The sequence below is a fragment of the Aquamicrobium lusatiense genome, from assembly GCF_014201615.1.
Classification (GTDB): Bacteria; Pseudomonadota; Alphaproteobacteria; order Rhizobiales; family Rhizobiaceae; genus Mesorhizobium; species Mesorhizobium lusatiense.
This window is the reverse complement of the sequence record NZ_JACHEU010000001.1, coordinates 197950-215770: the sequence shown is the minus strand read 5'-3', so window position 1 is coordinate 215770 and position 17821 is coordinate 197950. Positions and strand designations below refer to the sequence as shown.

Below are 17821 nucleotides of genomic sequence, written 5' to 3'. Positions count from 1 at the left end.
CGCGCGGACGCTCAGCCGCCCTGACCGGTGCCGAAGTTCACCTGCGGGGCCTGCATCTTGTCCTCGTCCACGGTGAAGTTCTGGAATGGCTGGTTGGAACGGAACCACAGGGTCGCCCAGATCACCGAGGGGAAGGTGCGCAGGGTGAGGTTGTAGTCGCGCACCGCCTGAATGTAGTCGCGGCGGGCGACGGCGATGCGGTTCTCGGTGCCTTCAAGCTGGGCCTGCAGGGCAAGGAAATTCTGGTTCGCCTTCAGGTCGGGATAGTTCTCCACCACGGCCAGCAGTCGCGACAGCGCGCTGGTCAGGCCGGCCTGATTTTCCTGAAACGCCTTGAAGGCATTGGGGTCGGACAGCGTTTCGGGCGTGACGGTCACCTGCGTGGCTTTGGCGCGCGCTTCGACCACGCCTTCCAGCACGTCCTTTTCGTGGCTGGCGTAGCCCTTCACGGTCTCGACCAGATTGGGGATGAGGTCGGCACGGCGCTGGTACTGGTTGAGCACTTCGCTCCATGCCGCCTTGGCGTTTTCTTCCGCTGTGGGGATCGTGTTGTAGCCGCAGCCGGCCAGAAGCGGCAGCAACAGCGCCATGATCAGGAGCGCGGGCATGGTGCGCAGCGCGAAAGGCAGGGCGGGGCGCCGGGCGGCGATGGACTGAACGGGCATGGGCAGATCTCTCAGCTGCGGATGGTGGACCAAGAAATAGCACAAACAGACGCGGAGAAAATGCCCGCCATGTGCGACAGCCGTGTTATAGGCGAAGAAGAGCCGATATCATGGCTCCGGAACGAACGGCCCATGTCAGGGATATCGTTATGGCAGCAGACAGGAATGACAGGCGGGAACAGGAATCGCGCCGCATCCTGAAAGGGATCGCAAGCGAGGCCGGCCCCGGCGAGTCTTCGCTGGCCGCGCGCGTATCGAAGCGTGCGCACGATCATCTGACGGCTGTCGATGCCGACCAGTCCGATCGCATAGAAACATGGGGCACCCGCATTGGCCGTGTGCTGGGCATGGTGATCATGATCGGTCTGGCCGTGTGGCTGTTCCGCCTTCTTGTCAGCAACGGATAAAGCATGACCCCGCATCTTCCCGTGCCGAAACCGGCCGTCATCGTCATTTCCAGCCATGTGGCGCGTGGCACCGTGGGCAACCGCGCGGCGGTGTTCGCGCTGGAGACGCTGGGTTTCCCGGTGTGGGCCGTGCCGACGGTGATGCTGCCCTGGCACCTGGGCCACGGGCCGGGAACGAAGATCGTGGCGCCGCCTGAACAGTTCGCGGCCCTGCTCGGGGACCTTGAGGGCTCGAAGTGGCTGGGTGAGGTCAGGGGTGTGCTGTCCGGCTTTCTGGGCGATTACCGGCAGGCCGATGCGGTCGCTTCGCTGGTGCGTGCCGTGAAGCAGCGCAATCCGGACGCGCTTTACGTGTGCGATCCGGTCATGGGCGATCTGGACGGCCTCTATGTGCCGCAGGCGGTGGCCGAGGCGATGCGCGACCAGCTCATGCCGCTTGCCGATATCGCAACGCCCAACCGCTATGAACTGGCTTGGATGAGCGGGCGCGAGCTGACCGATCTGCCGTCGCTGGCGCAGGCAGCGCGCGCCGCACCACCGCGCACCATGCTGGTGACGTCTTCACCCGCCGCGATTGCCGGTCGCGTCGGCAATCTGCTGGTTGAAGGCGAGCAGGAAATGTTCGCCGAACATGATCTGGTGCGCAATCCGCCGAACGGTGTCGGAGACCTCACGGCCTCGCTCTATCTGGCGCATGTGCTTGGAGGCGATACCGCGCAGGAGGCCCTGCACGCAACGACGGCTTCGGTCTATGAGGTGCTGAAAAGAGCGGCGCAGCGCGGCAGCAACGAGTTGCAGATCGAGACGGATGCCCACAGTCTCCGGCATCCAGAAACGGAAGTTTCGGTGCGGCAATTGCAGGCCGTGTAACGCCGGCGGTCAGCATTTTATTCGGCCTGCGTTGCGATTCTTCGTTGATCGGCAGGCCTCTTTCCCGTTAGACCGGCCCCAGCCAACACAGGCTGTCCGCCATCCCCAACGGAAAGCAACCGCCGGCCATGACCCATCTGCCCGAACACCTCCTCAACGGCTACCGCAATTTCATGCAGGGCCGCTACGCTTCCGAGAGCGGCCGATATGTCTCACTGGCGCGGGAGGGGCAGCATCCCGATACGATGATCGTCGCCTGCTGCGACTCGCGTTCCGCACCCGAAACCATCTTCGACAGCGGACCGGGCGAGCTGTTCGTTTTGCGCAACGTGGCCAATCTGGTTCCGCCCTATGAGCCGGATGGAGAATTCCACGCTACCTCCGCAGCACTCGAATTCGCCGTGCAGAGCCTGAAGGTCAAGAACATCGTGGTCATGGGCCATGGTCGTTGCGGCGGCATCAAGGCGGCCCTCAGCAACAATGCGCCGCTTTCTCCCGGAGATTTCATCGGCAAGTGGATGAGCATGATCGGCCCGGCTGCCGAAACCGTGGCGTCCAGCACGCTGATGACGGCTTCCGAACGGCAGACGGCGCTGGAACGCATCTCGATTCGCTATTCGCTTGCCAATCTGCGCACTTTCCCGTGCGTGAACATTTTGGAGAGCAAGGGCCGGCTGACGCTCTACGGCGCATGGTTCGACATCTCCACCGGCGAATTGTGGGTGATGAACAAGGAAACCGGCGATTTCGAGCGGCCGGAACTTGGCTGACCCCTTTCGCGTTTGATGCGGGAAGAGGATCGTTCGGGGAACTGGCCATGTCTTCTGTGAAGAAGGCCCTGCTGGCGTTGACTGCGGCACTTCTGCTTGCGGCCGGCGGCGCGCGAGCCGATAATCAGGTCATCGAGCGCTGGTATGCCGCGCTGCTCACGGCCGACCGCGACACACTCGCCGAACTGCTCTCCGACGACGCCCGCATCAGTCTCGACGATCTCGACGTCATTCAGGACAAGCAGGAATTTCTCGATTCCATGGATGAGTGGGAGAACGCCGTTGCCGGCGCCTCCATCCGCCACCGGGTGGAGAAGCAGGATGAGGGCGTCACCACCGTCATGGTCTGCTACGATTTTCCCGACAACCGCATGCTGATGCAGGAAACCTTCGCGGTGGGCGACGGCCGCATCACGGCGAGTTCGCAGGCCGAAGTCGCCGACAATTGCGACGGTTACTGAGCCCGGCCTGAGCCCGGCCTGAGCATGGCCCCAAGCACCGGCCCGGGCACCGGCCGGGCGACGGTTGCAGAGTGCGGCCGGCGGGCCTACATCGGCGGTACGAGATTTCAATCGCCGAAAGTTGTTTCATGTCCTCTGCAAAGACCGTCGACCTTGCCGCCCATCCGCTCACGGCATGGAACGGGCCGCTTGGCCTGCCTGATTTCACTCGCATTTCCGATGCCGATTTCGGGCCGGTGTTCGACGCAGCCTTCGCCGCTCACGAAGCCGAGATCGAGGCCATCGCCGGCAATGCGGCAGAGCCCACGATAGAGAACACGCTGGCTGCGCTCGAGCTGTCCGGTCAGGCGCTGGAACGGGTCGCGTCGATTTTCTGGTGCAAGGCCGGCGCCAACACCAATGAGGCCATCCAGAAGCTGGAGCGCGAGATTTCGCCGAAGATGTCGCGGCACTTCTCGGCCATCTCCATGAACGAAAAGCTGTTTGCCCGCATCGATGCGCTGTATGCGAAGCGCGCCGATCTGGGTCTCGATGCGGAAACGCTGCGCGTTCTGGAAAAGAGCTGGAAGGGTTTTGTGCGTTCCGGCGCGAAGCTCGATGCAGAGGGCAAGAAGCGGCTTGCGGCCATCAACGAAGAACTGTCGTCGCTCGGCACCGGCTTCGGCCAGAACGTGCTGGCCGACGAGCGCGACTGGGCGCTGTTCCTCGACGAGGGCGACCTTGCGGGCCTGCCGGATTTCCTGAAAAGCGCGATGGCCGAAGCGGCTGCCGCGCGGGGGCAGGAGGGGCGTTATGCGGTGACGCTGTCGCGCTCGATCTACGAGCCCTTCACTACCTTCTCAGAGCGGCGCGATCTGCGCGAGGCGGCGTGGCGCGCTTTTACCTCGCGCGGGCAGAATGGCGGCGCGAGCGACAACACCGCGCTGGTGCGCGATACGCTGAAGCTGCGCGCCGAGAAGGCGAAGCTGCTCGGCTATGACAGCTTCGCCGCGCTGAAGCTCGACGACACCATGGCCAAGACACCGAAGGCGGTGCACGACCTGCTCGACCCGGTGTGGAAGAAGGCGCTGGAAAAGGCCGGCGAGGACCAGAGGGAACTGGAGCGGCTGGCGACAGAGGCCGGCAGCAACGAGCCCTTCGCGGCATGGGACTGGCGTTTCTATCAGGAAAAGCTGCGCGCCGAGAAATTCGCCTTCGACGAGGCCGAGCTGAAGCCCTATCTCCAGCTTGAGCGCATCATTGCCGCGTGCTTCGACGTGGCCGGCCGCCTGTTCGGCATCAGCTTCGAGGAAAAGACCGGCATCGCCGGATGGCATGAGGATGTGCGCGTCTTCGTCGTGAAGAACGCCGACGGGTCGGAGCGCGGCCTGTTCCTTGCCGATTATTTCGCGCGCGCCTCAAAACGCTCGGGCGCGTGGATGAGCTCGCTGCAGTCCGGCTACAGGCTGGGCGAGGGCTCGACGCCGATCATCTACAACATCATGAACTTCGCCAAGCCGCCGAAGGGCGAGCCGGCGCTGCTGTCCATGGATGAGGCCAGAACTCTGTTCCATGAATTCGGCCATGCGTTGCACGGCATGCTGACCGAAGTGACGTGGCCGAGCGTGTCGGGTACCTCCGTCAGCCGCGATTTCGTGGAACTGCCCTCGCAGCTTTACGAGCACTGGCTGACGGTGCCTGCCGTGCTGGAAAAGCACGCGCTGCATTACCGCGACGGCAAGGCGATGCCGAAGGCGCTGCTCGACAAGATGCTGGCGGCGCAGACTTTTGGAGCCGGCTTCGCCACGGTCGAGTTCACCGCTTCGGCGCTGGTCGACATGGCCTATCACGCGAGACCGGACGCGCCACAGGAGCCGCTGGCCTTCGAGGCCGAGACGCTGGCCGGGCTCGACATGCCCGACACCATCGCCATGCGCCACCGCACGCCGCATTTTTCCCATGTGTTCTCCGGCGATGGCTACTCAGCCGGCTACTATTCCTACATGTGGTCGGAAGTGCTCGACGCGGACGCCTTCTCGGCCTTCGAGGAAAGCGGCGATCCCTTCAATCCGGAACTGGCCGCGCGCCTGCGTGAAAACATCTATTCGGCCGGCGGCTCGAAGGACCCGGAAGCGCTCTATACCGCCTTCCGCGGCAAGATGCCTTCGCCCGAAGCGATGATGGCCAAGCGCGGGCTGGTTTAACCTCCAGCCTTCGGGCTGGCATCGATCAGCAGCTCGGCGTTGCGGGCGACGGCTTGTGCCGGACCGCCGGCACCGAAGAGCTGGCCGGAAATATAGGCGCCTTCGATCAGGAGCAGCAGGCCGTCGCCGAGCGTGTCGGCATCGGCGGCGCCCATGCCGCGCGCCATTTCGCGCAGGCGCCGGCGCAGTTCGCGTTTGTTGTCCTCGCTGACCCTGCGGGCCGGATGGTCGGGTTCGGGATATTCGACAGCCGCATTGGTCATGCCGCAGCCGCGATAGGCAGGGGTCTGCGTGCGCTGGCCGACGCGGGTGAGAAACGCCAGAATCTGGGCGCGCGGGTTGTCCGGATGCGCCGCCACGGCCTCATCGAACCGCTCCCAGAATTCGCGGTCATATTGCCGGAGATAGGAGGCGGCCAGTTCGTCCTTGGAGGAAAAGGCGCGGTAGAGGCTGGGCTTGGCGACGCCCGCCGTCCTGACGATCTCGTCGACGCCGATCGCCCTGATGCCCTGCCGGTAGAACAGGTCGCGCGCGACATCGAGAATCCGCTTTGCCGCCGCCGGCTGGCGGTCTTTTCCGGCGTGGCCTTCAATTTTGCTGTTCTGTGCCATCAGCGAAGTTCACTTGACAATGTTACCGATCGGTACGTACAGCTTACGTATTGAAACGTACCGGTCAGTTACATGATAGCCAGATCCGCTCCCTTTGGCCAGCGCTATGCCTTCGTGGTCGTTGCCGTCATCTTCCTGTGCCTGCTGATCGCGGCGGGGCTGCGCTCGGCTCCGGCCGTGATGATGCTGCCTCTGGAAGAGAGCCTTGGCTGGGGCCGCGACAGCATTTCCTTCGCGGCTGCCGTCGGCATTTTCCTTTATGGCCTTGCCGGGCCGTTCGCCGCCGCACTGATGGAGCGGATTGGCCTCAGGCGCGTGCTGCTCGCCGCGCTGGTGCTGATGTCGGCAGCGACGGCGTTCAGCCTGTGGATGACGCAGCCATGGCACATGGTGCTCACATGGGGCATCTTTTCGGGGATCGGATCCGGCGCGGTCGCCACCGTGCTCGGCGCCACCATCGTCAACCGCTGGTTCAAGACCAATCGCGGCCTCGTCATGGGGCTGATGTCGGCGTCCAGCGCCTCCGGCATGCTGGTGTTCCTGCCGCTGCTGGCGGCCCTTGCCCAGTCGGGCGGATGGCGGCCGGTGGCGCTGACGGTTTCCATCGCCACGGCTGCACTTTTGCCGCTGGTGTGGTTTCTTGTGCTGGAGCGCCCCGCCTCTGTCGGCCTTGTGCGCTATGGTGCGGATGCCGATGATGCGCCGCCGGTGCCGCCCTCGGCACGCGGCAATTTTTTTATTCACACGCTGTCGACCCTGAAGCGGGCCGCCGGCACGCGCATCTTCTGGTATCTGTTCGCCACCTTCTTCATCTGCGGCTTCACCACCAACGGGCTGGTCGGCACCCATCTCATCGCGTTTTGCGGCGACATGGGCATCAACGAGATTCAGGCGGCGGGGCTGTTGTCGCTGATGGGCGTGTTCGATCTGATCGGCACCACGCTGTCCGGCTGGCTGACCGACCGCTTCGATCCACGCAAGCTGCTGTTCATTTATTACGGCATTCGCGGCCTGTCGCTGATGTACCTGCCTTATTCAGGCTTCTCGGCCACGGCCCTCATCGTCTTCGCCATCTTCTACGGGCTCGACTGGATCGCCACGGTGCCGCCGACGCTGCGGCTGGCCAATGAAGGATTCGGCGATGCGGTGGGTCCGCTGGTGTTCGGCTGGGTGGTGGCCGGCCATCAGGTGGGCGCAGCGGCGGCCGCCTATTTCGGCGGCATCATGCATGAGTTGCAGGGAGACTATGAAATGGCCTTCCTGATTGCCGGGCTGACCGGTCTTGCGGCGGCCTGCATCTCGATGCTGATCGATACCAGCAAGCCGCAAAGCGATCCCGAGCCGCAGCCGGCCTGAGTGGGCAGATCAGCCGGGGAAGCAGGCGAGCGGCACGTTCGGCCACACCGCATCGGCGCAGCCGGCCTCGCGCTGACGCTCGCGGAAGGCGGAGCTGACCGGGCCGGTCACCATGTGGTCGACGCCGTCGGGCGCATCGGCAAAGAGCTGCTGGGCGGCGGTGACGGACAGGACCCTGTCCTCGCTGTCGCCCTTGACTGAGGTCATGGAATGGGCTGCACCGCCTGCGAGGACGGCGGCCACGCACAGCATGGTGAGGCGGAATCCGGTTCGCGCTGCAGTCGGCATGGCCATGTCCAATCGCCTTTCGGAAAGGGTTCGCTGCACCCTTGGTTAACGAAACTTTATCGCATCCGGACCCTTAACAAATCGTAAGCGGCGATTTTCTTTGGCCGCTGCCCTTTCGCATTTGCGAAAAAACCTGTAAGAGCGCGCCAACCGAAATTGATGGCGTGGGCGGCCGGACCCGCTTTGGCTGCCGCCGTCAGTACCCCAGAGAAGATACCAATGAAACTCCGTAACATCGCGATCATCGCGCATGTTGACCACGGCAAGACGACGCTGGTCGATGCGCTCCTCAAGCAATCCGGCTCCGTCCGCGACAACCAGCGCGTCGCTGAACGCGTCATGGATTCCGGCGATATCGAGAAGGAGCGCGGCATCACCATTCTCGCCAAGGCGACTTCGGTGGAGTGGAAAGACGCCCGCATCAACATCGTCGACACCCCCGGCCACGCCGATTTCGGCGGCGAGGTGGAGCGCATCCTCAACATGGTCGACGGCGTGATCGTGCTGGTCGACTCGGCCGAAGGCCCGATGCCGCAGACCAAGTTTGTGGTCGGCAAGGCGCTGAAGGTCGGCCTTCGCCCCATCGTCGCCATCAACAAGATCGACCGTCCCGACGCCCGCGCCGATGAGGTCATCAACGAGGTGTTTGACCTGTTCGCGGCGCTCGACGCCACCGACGAGCAGCTCGACTTCCCGATCCTGTACGGTTCGGGCCGCGACGGCTGGATGGCCGCCAGCCCCGAGGGTCCCAAGGATCAGGGCCTTGCACCGCTGTTCGATCTGGTGCTCGACCACGTTCCGGCCCCGAAGGTCGGCGATGGCCCCTTCCGCATGATCGGCACCATTCTGGAAGCCAACCCTTTCCTTGGCCGCATCGTCACCGGCCGCATCGAAAGCGGCACGCTGAAGCCGAACCAGCCGGTCAAGGTTCTGCACCATGACGGCACGGTTCTGGAAACCGGCCGCGTGTCAAAGATTCTCGCCTTCCGTGGCATCGAGCGCCAGCCGATCGAAGAGGCGCAGGCAGGTGACATCGTCGCCATCGCCGGTCTTTCCAAGGGCACTGTCGCCGACACGTTCTGCGATCCTTCGCTGAACGAGGCGCTGCCGGCCCAGCCGATCGATCCGCCGACCGTGACCATGAGCTTCATCGTCAACGATTCGCCGCTGGCGGGCACCGAGGGCGACAAGGTGACGAGCCGCGTTATCCGCGATCGTCTGCTCAAGGAAGCCGAGGGCAGCGTGGCGCTCAGCATCGAGGAATCTGCCGATAAGGATTCCTTCTATGTGTCGGGCCGCGGCGAGCTGCAGCTTTCGGTTCTGATCGAGACCATGCGCCGCGAGGGCTTCGAGCTTGCCGTGTCGCGTCCGCGCGTCGTCATGCAGAAGGACGAGAACGGCCAGATTCTGGAGCCGATCGAGGAAGTCGTCATCGACGTCGACGAGGAGCACGCCGGCATCGTCGTGCAGAAGATGAGCGAGCGCAAGGCCGAGATGATCGAGCTGCGCCCGTCCGGCGGTGATCGCCAGCGTCTCGTCTTCCTCGCCCCGACCCGCGGTCTCATCGGCTACCAGTCGGAGCTTTTGACCGACACGCGCGGCACGGCGGTGATGAACCGCCTGTTCAATTCCTACCAGCCTTACAAGGGCGAGCTGGGCGGACGCACCAACGGCGTTCTGATCTCCAACGAACAGGGCGAGGCTGTCGCCTATGCGCTGTGGAATCTGGAAGATCGCGGCCCGATGGTGATCGATCCCGGCGTCAAGGTCTATCAGGGCATGATCATCGGCATCCATTCGCGTGACAACGATCTGGAAGTGAACGTGCTGAAGGGCAAGAAGCTCACCAACATCCGCGCCGCCGGCAAGGATGAGGCCGTGAAGCTGACCCCGCCAATCCGCATGACGCTGGAGCGCGCACTGTCGTGGATCCAGGAGGACGAGCTGGTGGAAGTGACGCCGAAGTCGATCCGCCTGCGCAAGCTCTATCTCGATCCCAATGAGCGCAAGCGCTTCGAGAAGCAGAAGGTGGCCGGCGCGGCCTGACCGCAGCCAGCCTCATCATCAACAGAAAAAACCCGGCGTCATCGGCGCCGGGTTTTTCATATCGATTTAAGAACCAGATGACGTCTGGTCAGGTCGCCTCAAAAGATTATGATCGCCGCATCAGCCTGGAGCTTGCGGAATGGATCTGACCTCTCTGCTCATCTTCGCCGCAGCATTGTTCGTTGCCGCCGGCTCTCCGGGGCCGTCCGTGGCGGCGCTGGTCGCGCGGGTCATTTCCACGGGCTTTCGCGGGGTGTTCCCGTTTCTGCTGGCGCTCTGGATCGGGGAGGCGATCTGGCTCTCGCTAGCGGTTTTCGGGCTTGCGGTGGTTGCCCAGACTTTCCATCTTGCCTTTCTCATCCTGAAATGGGCTGGCGTGGGATATCTGCTTTTTCTCGCGTGGAAGATGTGGACGGCCCCTGTCGAGGCGCACGGCGCGCCCCTGCCGCAGGCAGGTTCCTCCCTGAAAATGTTCTTCGCGGGTCTGGCGGTGTCGCTCGGCAACCCCAAGGTGATGATGTTCTATCTGGCGCTGCTGCCGACCATCATCGATCTGCAATCGGTCACCGTGCTGGGCTGGCTTGAACTGACGCTGACCATGGTCGTGGTTCTGGTCATCATCGATCTCTCATGGGCGCTTGCCGCCGTTCAGGCGCGCCGCCTGCTGAAGAGCCGGCGTGCCATGCAGATCGCCAACCGCATCAGTGCTGCGACCATGGCGGGTGCCGCCGCCGCGATTGCCGGGCGCTCGTGATGGTTCAGCGCATGCACACGCCGCGACGACTTCCTGCGGGCTGAGGCCTGTCATTCAAAAAGCAGCCACCCATCTGTGATCATATGGCTGTCATTTCGTCAGAAGGACAAAGCATATCATGGCTATTGAGAAAGCCGGATACGACAGAACCGCAACGAAGAGGAGCGCCGGGGCTGGCTCCGGAACCGGCGGCAGACTTCTGGAATATTTGCTGGCGCGGGCACCCGATGAGGACGTCGCGGCCTATGATGAAGCGGATCTGGAACGCGCCGCAGCGCTGGCCGAACAAGCCGTCGCAAGCCACAGCAAGGGCGGGAGCACCATCCTGATCGATGCCGGTGCGGACGTCTCGCGGCAGGGCCGCCCCGTAACGGTCATCACCGTCGTCAACGACAACATGCCGTTCCTGTTCGATTCCGTCATCGGCGAGATCAACGAGGCGGTCGGGGAGGCGTTCTTCGTCGCGCATCCGGTGCTGAACGTGCGCCATGACGCTGCGGGCGGGGTGGAAATTCTGGGTGACACATGTGCGTCCCGCGAAGACGCCGGTGCCGACCGGCTGAGCGTCATTCAGGTTCATGTCGCCCGCATGAACGCGGATGAAGCTTCCCTGCTGGAGCAGAAGCTCAGCCGCACGCTTGAGCAGGTGCGCGCCGCCGTCCACGACTGGAAACCGATGCTGGCCAGACTGGATGTGGCGATCAGCGATTTCCGCCATGCACCGGTTCCGCTGGAGCAGGAGGCCGTCAGGGAGGCGATCGCCTTCCTCGAATGGCTGCGCGACGACAATTTCACCTTCCTCGGCATGCGCGAATACAGATACAGCGGCGGCGAGGAAAGCGGCACGCTGGAACTGGCCGACAAGGCGGGTCTCGGCATTCTGGGGGATCCGGACGTTCTGGTGCTGCGCCGTGGCACGGAATCGGTGACCACCACGCCGGAAATCCGCGCCTTCCTGCACGGGCCCGAGCCACTGATCGTGACCAAGGCAAACGCCAAGTCGTCGGTGCACCGGCGCATTTACCTCGACTATGTCGGGGTCAAGACCTACACGGCCGATGGCGAGCTTGCGGGTGAACTGCGCATCGTCGGCCTGTTCACGTCCACCGCCTACACGCGCTCGGTGATGAACATTCCCTATCTTCGCTCCAAGGCGAAGACGGTGATCGAACAGTCCGGCCTCAACCAGCTCGACCATGCAGGCAAGGCCCTCATCAATGTGCTGGAGAGCTATCCGCGTGACGAGCTGTTCCAGATTCCGGTGCCTTTGCTGGGCAGGCATTGCGAAGCGATACTCGGTCTGGTTGACCGGCCGCGTGTGCGTGCGCTGATCCGGGCGGACCAGTTCGACCGCTTCGTCTCCGTCATTGTCTTCGTTCCCCGCGATCATTACGATTCGGAGGTGCGCGAAAAGATCGGCGTCTATCTGAAAACCGTGTTCGAAGGCCGCGTCTCCGCCTTCTATCCGGCTTTCCCGGAAGGGGGACTGGCGCGCATCCATTTCATCATCGGCCGCTCCGGCTGCAAGACGCCGGAAGTGGATACGGCAACGATCGAGGCCGAAATCCGCGATATCGTGCGCACATGGGAAGATGCGCTGCGCGAGGCGGCCGGCCCCGAAGGCGTCGACCGGCAGGTGACGGAGATCGCCCAGCGTCTTCCGCAGAGCTACCGCAACAGTTTCTCGCCGGACGTCGCGCTCGTCGACGCCGCCCGCATTGCGCAGGTGAGCGGGGAGAACCCGATCGTGATCGACTATTATCGCGATGTCTTCCAGACGCAGGAACAGGCTTCGCTGAAGATCTATCACCATGGCAGCCCGGTGGCCCTGTCTCAGCGCGTGCCGATCCTCGAAAATCTGGGGTTCCGCGTCATCAGCGAGCGCACATTCGAGGTTGACGGAGGGAGCGGGACCGAAGGCGCGGACAAGGTGTTCGTCCACGACATGGAGCTGGAGAACGCCTATGGCCGGCCGGTCGACCTGTCCGACGGCGGCGCGCTGTTCGACGAGGCATTCCTCGCCGTGTGGCGCGGCGAAATGGACAATGACGGCTACAATGCGCTGGCCCAGACGGCTGGTCTCGCCGCCAGCGAAATACTGGTGCTGCGCGCCTATGGCCGCTACCTGCAGCAGGCGGGCATTCCGCAGAGCCAGGACTTCATCGCGGCGGCGCTGAACCGTTATCCCGAGATCGCGCGCGGGCTCTACATGCTGTTCGTCGCCCGTTTCGATCCGGCCGCACCGCAGGGCGACGAGGTGGCGGCGCGCCATCTCAAGGCCAAGATCAGGGACGCGCTGGAAGACGTTCCCAACATCGATGACGACACCATCATCCGCCGCTACCTCAACCTGATCGAGGCGACGCTGCGCACCAACCATTTCGTCGAGGGCAAGCTGGAGCGGGGTCACTCGCTGGCCTTCAAGCTCGATCCGCGCGCCATAGAAGGGCTGCCCGAGCCGCGGCCGTGGCGCGAGATCTTCGTCTATGGCTCGCAGGTCGAGGGCGTGCATCTGCGCTTCGGCCCGGTGGCGCGCGGAGGCCTGCGCCTGTCGGATCGCGCGCAGGACTACCGCACCGAGGTCCTGGGTCTGGTCAAGGCCCAGCAGGTCAAGAACGCGGTCATCGTGCCGGTCGGCGCCAAGGGCGGTTTTTATCCCAAGCGCCTGCCGGTGGGCGGCAGCCGCGACGAGGTGTTCGAGGCCGGCCGGGCTGCCTACATCAACTTCATCTCCAGCATGCTGTCGATCACCGACAATATCGGCACCGATGCGGTGATCCCGCCGCAGGGCGTGGTGCGCCATGATGGCGACGATCCATATTTCGTCGTCGCCGCAGACAAGGGCACCGCGACCTTCTCCGATACGGCCAACGCGATTTCCGAGGCGCATGATTTCTGGCTGGACGATGCCTTCGCCAGCGGCGGTTCGGCCGGCTACGACCATAAGGGCATGGCGATCACCGCGCGCGGTGCGTGGGAAGCGGTAAAGCGGCACTTCCGCGAAATGAACCGCGACATCCAGACGACGCCGTTCACCTGCATCGGCGTCGGCGACATGTCGGGCGACGTGTTCGGCAACGGCATGCTGCGGTCAGAGCAGACCCGCCTGATCGCGGCCTTCGACCATCGCGACATCTTCATCGATCCCGATCCGGACGCCGCCTCGTCCTTTGCCGAGCGCCAGCGCCTGTTCGGCGTGCCGCGTTCGAGCTGGCAGGACTACGACAAGTCGAAGCTCTCCGCCGGCGGCATGATCGTGTCGCGGTCGCAGAAGTCGATCACGCTGACGCCGGAGGCGGCTGCGGCGATCGGCATCGGCAAGACGGTCGCCACGCCGGTCGAGGTGATCCGCGCCATTCTTGCAGCACCTGTGGACCTGTTGTGGTTCGGCGGCATCGGCACCTATCTGAAGGCGGCCGGCGAAACCAATCAGGATGTGGGCGACCGCGCCAACGATGCCATCCGCATCAATGGCGGCGATGTGCGCGCCAAGGTCATAGGCGAGGGTGCTAACCTCGGCATGACCCAGCGCGCCCGCATCGAATATGGCCTCAGGGGCGGCCGCAGCAACTCCGACGCCATCGACAACTCCGGCGGTGTCAACTGTTCGGACGTCGAGGTCAACATCAAGATCGCGCTGGCCGCCGCCATGCGCAAGGGCGCGCTTGAGCGGCCCGCGCGCAACAAATTGCTGGCCGAGATGACGGATGAGGTGGCGGGGCTGGTTCTGGCCAACAACTACCAGCAGACGCTCGCCCTCTCGCTTGCGCGGCGGCGCGGCCTTGCCGACATGGCCCATCAGGCCCGCTTCATGGCGGCGCTGGAAAGCCGTGGCCTGCTCGACCGGGCGGTCGAGAACCTGCCTTCGGCTGCGGTGCTGGCCGAGCGCGAGGCGCGGGGCGAGCCGTTGACGCGGCCAGAGCTCGGTGTGCTGCTCGCCTATGCCAAGATCGTGCTGTTCAGCGATATCGTCGCCTCCGAGGTGCCGGACAATCCGCATTTCGGGCAGGACCTGATGAGCTACTTCCCGCATGCCATGGCTGAAAGGTTTGGCGAGGAAATCACCACCCATCGCCTGCGGCGCGAGATCATCACCCGGGTTCTGGCCAATGATCTGGTCAACCGTGGCGGGCCCACCTTCGTCAACCGGCTGATGGAGACGACGGGGCGCAGCGCTGCGGATGTGATGCTGACCTTCGTGTTGATCCGCGAAGGCTTCGGGCTGCCCGCGCTCTACGACGAGATCGATGCGCTCGACAACCGCATCGACGGCGAGGTTCAGCTCGGCCTCTACCAGACGGTCAGCCGGCTGATCTATGTGAACAGCGGCTGGTACCTGAAGAACGATGCCGGGGGCGGCGACCTCGACGAACGCATTGCGAGCCTCAAGACGGCGCGGACGGAACTTGAGCCGAACCTGCTCCAGCTGCTGCCCGAAACGTCCCGCGAACGGGTGGATGCCGCGCGCGCGGATCTCGTCTCGCACGGCGTGCCCGAACAGCTCGCAGCCCGGCTGGCGCTGGCCGAGTTCGCCGATCTGGTGCCCGACATCGCGCTCACCGCGCGCCTGGCCGGTGCGGATATGATCGCGGCGGCGCGGGCGTTCTTCGCGGTCAGCGAAGCGTTTCGTATCGCCCGCATCGAAGAGGCCGCCTATGCGATCTCGCCCTCCGACTATTACGACCAGCTCGCCCTGTCGCGCGCGACCGACACGATCGACGCCGCACGGAGCGGCATCGCGGTGGCGGCGCTGGCCGGCCATGGCGGGGCGGAAGATCCGGTGGCCGCGTGGCTGGAAGCTGGTGGCGCGCGCGTCGGCGCGATCCGGGAGCGTCTTCAGGCCCTGACCGAGGCGGGCGACATCTCGGTGTCGCGCCTGTCCGTCGCGGCGGGGCTGATGAGCGATCTGTCGGGGCCGCGCGGGGCCTGAGGGCTCGGCGCTGTGATCTGATGAATCATTCCCGCCGGCGGCGAGCCGGCGGGCCTCCAGAAGACCTCTTGCGTTTTGAAGGCCGGTGACGTAGGCATTGCGCACCAGGCCGGGCCCCTCTGGCAGTCAATTTGGCTGTGATGTCGGACTGGAATTCAAAACCGGCGGCCTGGCTTTCATGTTTCCCATTTCAAACCGCATCTGAGTTCTTGTGACGGACTGTGTGTCCGGCAAGGTTCATATGCGCGCCAGATCGCCCAAGCTGAACGCAAGGGTGCAGAATGACAGAATTTTTCACGGGCGATGCGTTAACGGCCCTGTTGCAGGTCATCATGATCGACCTGGTTCTGGCCGGCGACAACGCCATCGTTATCGGACTGGCGGCCGCCGGCCTTCCCAAGGAGCAGCGCGCCAAGGCCATCCTCATTGGCATCATCGCCGCGACGGTGCTGCGCATCGGCTTCGCGGCCGCCACGACCCAGCTTCTCCAGATCGTCGGTCTGCTGCTGGCCGGTGGTGTGCTGCTTCTTTGGGTGTGCTGGAAGATGTGGCGGGAACTGCGCCACAGCGCTGCCGAGGAAGCTCAGGGCATGGAAGCCCTGACGGAGAGCGACATCGACAAGGATGGCGCGGTTGCCGGCAAGGCTCCGCGCAAGACCTTCGCGCAGGCGGCTTGGCAGATCGTCATTGCCGACGTGTCCATGTCGCTGGACAATGTGCTGGCGGTCGCAGGCGCCGCACGCGACCATCCCGGCGTGCTGATCTTCGGCCTGGCGCTCTCGATCGCCCTGATGGGCCTCGCCGCCAGCTTCATCGCGCGCATCCTCCAGAAGCATCGCTGGATCGCCTATGTCGGTCTCGTCATCATCCTTTATGTGGCGGGCGAGATGATCTATCGCGGGGCGATGGAGGTTTGGCCCTATCTTCAGGGTGCATAACCCGCTGACAGAAAACCGGGGCTTCGGGTCCCGGTTTTCTTTCGCCTTCTGAACGTATTCTGCATTCGTGCAGTCCGGACGATGCCACTTCGCCATAAATGCTCTATATCCCGGCATGCGGATTGGGCGCTGGACGTGGCAGGCGGATGGAGATGGCATGAGTGAAACCTGCATCGAGGCGCGCAAGGCATCGCGTGCCGGTATCTGGGGCTGGATGCTGTTCGACTGGGCGGCGCAGCCCTTTTTCACGGTCGTCACCACCTTCATTTTCGGTCCCTATTTCGTGTCGCGCATGGCGAGCGATCCGGTCGCCGGCCAGGCGGCATGGGGATATGGCGTGGCGGCGGCAGGGTTTGCCATCGCCGTGCTGTCGCCGGTGCTCGGCGCGATTTCCGACCAGACCGGACCGCGCAAGCCGTGGATCGCCTGCTTCGCCACGATCAAGATCGGCTGCCTGCTCCTGCTGTGGCTGGCGGCTCCCGGCTCCGGCCTGTTCTGGGTGGTGGCGGTGTTCTCGCTGGCCTCGGTCGCGGCCGAATTCTCCACCGTCTTCAACGATTCCATGATGCCGCGGCTGGTGCCGAAAGAAGAGATCGGAAAGATCTCCAATATCGCATGGGGGCTTGGCTATCTGGGTGGCATGGTGGTGCTGATCTTCGTGGTTGCCTGCCTTGCGGCCTTGCCGGAGACGGGGCTCACCATCGTCGGCCTGAAGCCCCTGTTCGGGCTCGATCCGGCGCTGGGCGAAGATGCCCGCGCCACCGGGCCGCTGTCAGCGCTCTGGTATCTGGTGTTCATCCTGCCGATGTTCCTGTTCACGCCGGATGCGGTGAAGGGTATCCCGATCCGCCCGGCCGTGCGTCAGGGGCTGGCGGAGCTGAAATCGACGCTGGGCGAGGTGCGCCGGCGTCCCGGCATCTTCCGGTTTCTCATCGCCCGCATGATCTATCAGGACGGCGTCAACGCGCTGATCGTGCTCGGCGGCGGATTTGCCGCGGCGATGTTCGGCTGGTCGATCACTGAGATCGGCATATTCGGCATCATTCTCAACGTGGTGGCGATCTTCGGCTGCCTTGTCGCGGCAAGGATGGACAGCGCCTTCGGCTCCAAGGTGGTGGTGATGGTCTCGCTGGTTCTGCTCAGCGTGGCGACGGTCGGTATCGTCTCGACGGGTCCGGGGTACACGCTGTTTGGCGTCCTGCAGCTTTCCGCTGCCGATTCGGGCGGGCTGTTCGGCACGGCCGCGGAAAAGGCCTACATCCTATACGGATTGCTGATCGGTATCGCCTTCGGGCCGGCGCAGGCCTCGTCACGCTCCTATATGGCGCGCAGCGTCTCGGCCGAGGAAGCCGGCCGCTATTTCGGCATCTATGCGCTGGCCGGGCGCGTAACGAGCTTTGCCGCACCCTTCATGGTGGCGACCGTGACGGCGCTCAGCGGCTCGCCACGGCTCGGCATGGCGATGATCATCCTGTTCATCGTCACAGGCATGGCTCTGCTGGCCGGCACGCCCTATCCGGCGGACCGGAAAGGGCGCTGAGA

At 64.2% G+C, this 17821-nt stretch carries 14 protein-coding genes; 11 read left to right on the top strand and 3 right to left on the bottom strand.

Translation table 11 applies throughout. The features are described from left to right. Positions 1 to 11: 11 nt before the first annotated feature. Positions 12 to 650, bottom strand: a complete 639-nt coding sequence (locus HNR59_RS01130; protein WP_183831223.1) for a LemA family protein — start codon at positions 648 to 650, stop codon at positions 12 to 14. A 164-nt stretch (positions 651 to 814) separates the two neighbouring features. Between HNR59_RS01130 and HNR59_RS01125 the strand changes: the two genes are divergently transcribed. From HNR59_RS01125 to HNR59_RS01105, 5 genes are all read left to right on the top strand, one after another. Next, positions 815 to 1072: a hypothetical protein gene (locus HNR59_RS01125; protein ID WP_183824751.1), complete on the top strand. Its 258-nt coding sequence runs from the start codon at positions 815 to 817 to the stop codon at positions 1070 to 1072. A 3-nt stretch (positions 1073 to 1075) separates the two neighbouring features. Beyond that, on the top strand, positions 1076 to 1942 hold the full coding sequence (gene pdxY, locus HNR59_RS01120) for a pyridoxal kinase PdxY (RefSeq protein WP_183824748.1): 867 nt from the start codon (positions 1076 to 1078) through the stop codon (positions 1940 to 1942). Between the two features lie 128 nt (positions 1943 to 2070). Continuing rightward, positions 2071 to 2712 (top strand): carbonic anhydrase, encoded by a 642-nt coding sequence (locus tag HNR59_RS01115; RefSeq protein WP_183824743.1) that lies wholly within the window; start codon positions 2071 to 2073, stop codon positions 2710 to 2712. Between the two features lie 47 nt (positions 2713 to 2759). Beyond that, positions 2760 to 3173 carry a DUF4440 domain-containing protein gene (locus HNR59_RS01110; RefSeq protein WP_183824740.1) on the top strand — a complete coding sequence of 138 codons (414 nt, stop codon included), beginning with the start codon at positions 2760 to 2762 and terminating at the stop codon, positions 3171 to 3173. A 128-nt stretch (positions 3174 to 3301) separates the two neighbouring features. Further along, positions 3302 to 5356, top strand: coding sequence for a M3 family metallopeptidase (locus tag HNR59_RS01105; RefSeq protein WP_183824737.1), 2055 nt, complete (start codon positions 3302 to 3304; stop codon positions 5354 to 5356). Here the strand turns inward: HNR59_RS01105 and HNR59_RS01100 are convergent. After that, entirely contained in the window at positions 5353 to 5967 is a 615-nt protein-coding gene (locus HNR59_RS01100) for a TetR/AcrR family transcriptional regulator (protein ID WP_183824734.1), read from the bottom strand. The two genes, HNR59_RS01105 and HNR59_RS01100, sit on opposite strands and share 4 nt — an antisense overlap. 72 nt (positions 5968 to 6039) lie before the next feature. Between HNR59_RS01100 and HNR59_RS01095 the strand changes: the two genes are divergently transcribed. After that, on the top strand, positions 6040 to 7323 hold the full coding sequence (locus HNR59_RS01095; RefSeq protein WP_183824731.1) for an MFS transporter: 1284 nt from the start codon (positions 6040 to 6042) through the stop codon (positions 7321 to 7323). Between the two features lie 9 nt (positions 7324 to 7332). On the opposite strand, the gene HNR59_RS01090 is transcribed toward HNR59_RS01095, so the two are convergent. Beyond that, positions 7333 to 7617 carry a hypothetical protein gene (locus HNR59_RS01090; protein WP_246374442.1) on the bottom strand — a complete coding sequence of 95 codons (285 nt, stop codon included), beginning with the start codon at positions 7615 to 7617 and terminating at the stop codon, positions 7333 to 7335. Positions 7618 to 7830: 213 nt separating this feature from the next. Between HNR59_RS01090 and typA the strand changes: the two genes are divergently transcribed. The 5 genes from typA to HNR59_RS01065 all read left to right on the top strand — a co-directional run bounded on the left by typA (position 7831) and on the right by HNR59_RS01065 (position 17819). Continuing rightward, on the top strand, positions 7831 to 9657 hold the full coding sequence (gene typA / locus HNR59_RS01085) for a translational GTPase TypA (protein ID WP_183824728.1): 1827 nt from the start codon (positions 7831 to 7833) through the stop codon (positions 9655 to 9657). 139 nt (positions 9658 to 9796) lie between these two features. Further along, positions 9797 to 10411: a LysE family translocator gene (locus tag HNR59_RS01080; RefSeq protein ID WP_183824725.1), complete on the top strand. Its 615-nt coding sequence runs from the start codon at positions 9797 to 9799 to the stop codon at positions 10409 to 10411. 118 nt (positions 10412 to 10529) lie between these two features. Further along, the gene (locus HNR59_RS01075) at positions 10530 to 15341 is read left to right on the top strand and encodes an NAD-glutamate dehydrogenase (RefSeq protein ID WP_183824723.1); all 4812 of its coding nucleotides are present in this window, start codon (positions 10530 to 10532) and stop codon (positions 15339 to 15341) included. Positions 15342 to 15622: 281 nt separating this feature from the next. Then, positions 15623 to 16279, top strand: coding sequence for a TerC family protein (locus HNR59_RS01070; protein WP_183824720.1), 657 nt, complete (start codon positions 15623 to 15625; stop codon positions 16277 to 16279). A 157-nt stretch (positions 16280 to 16436) separates the two neighbouring features. Then, a complete protein-coding gene (locus HNR59_RS01065; protein WP_183824717.1) occupies positions 16437 to 17819 on the top strand; it encodes an MFS transporter in 1383 nt (460 codons plus the stop codon). Positions 17820 to 17821 lie beyond the last annotated feature (2 nt).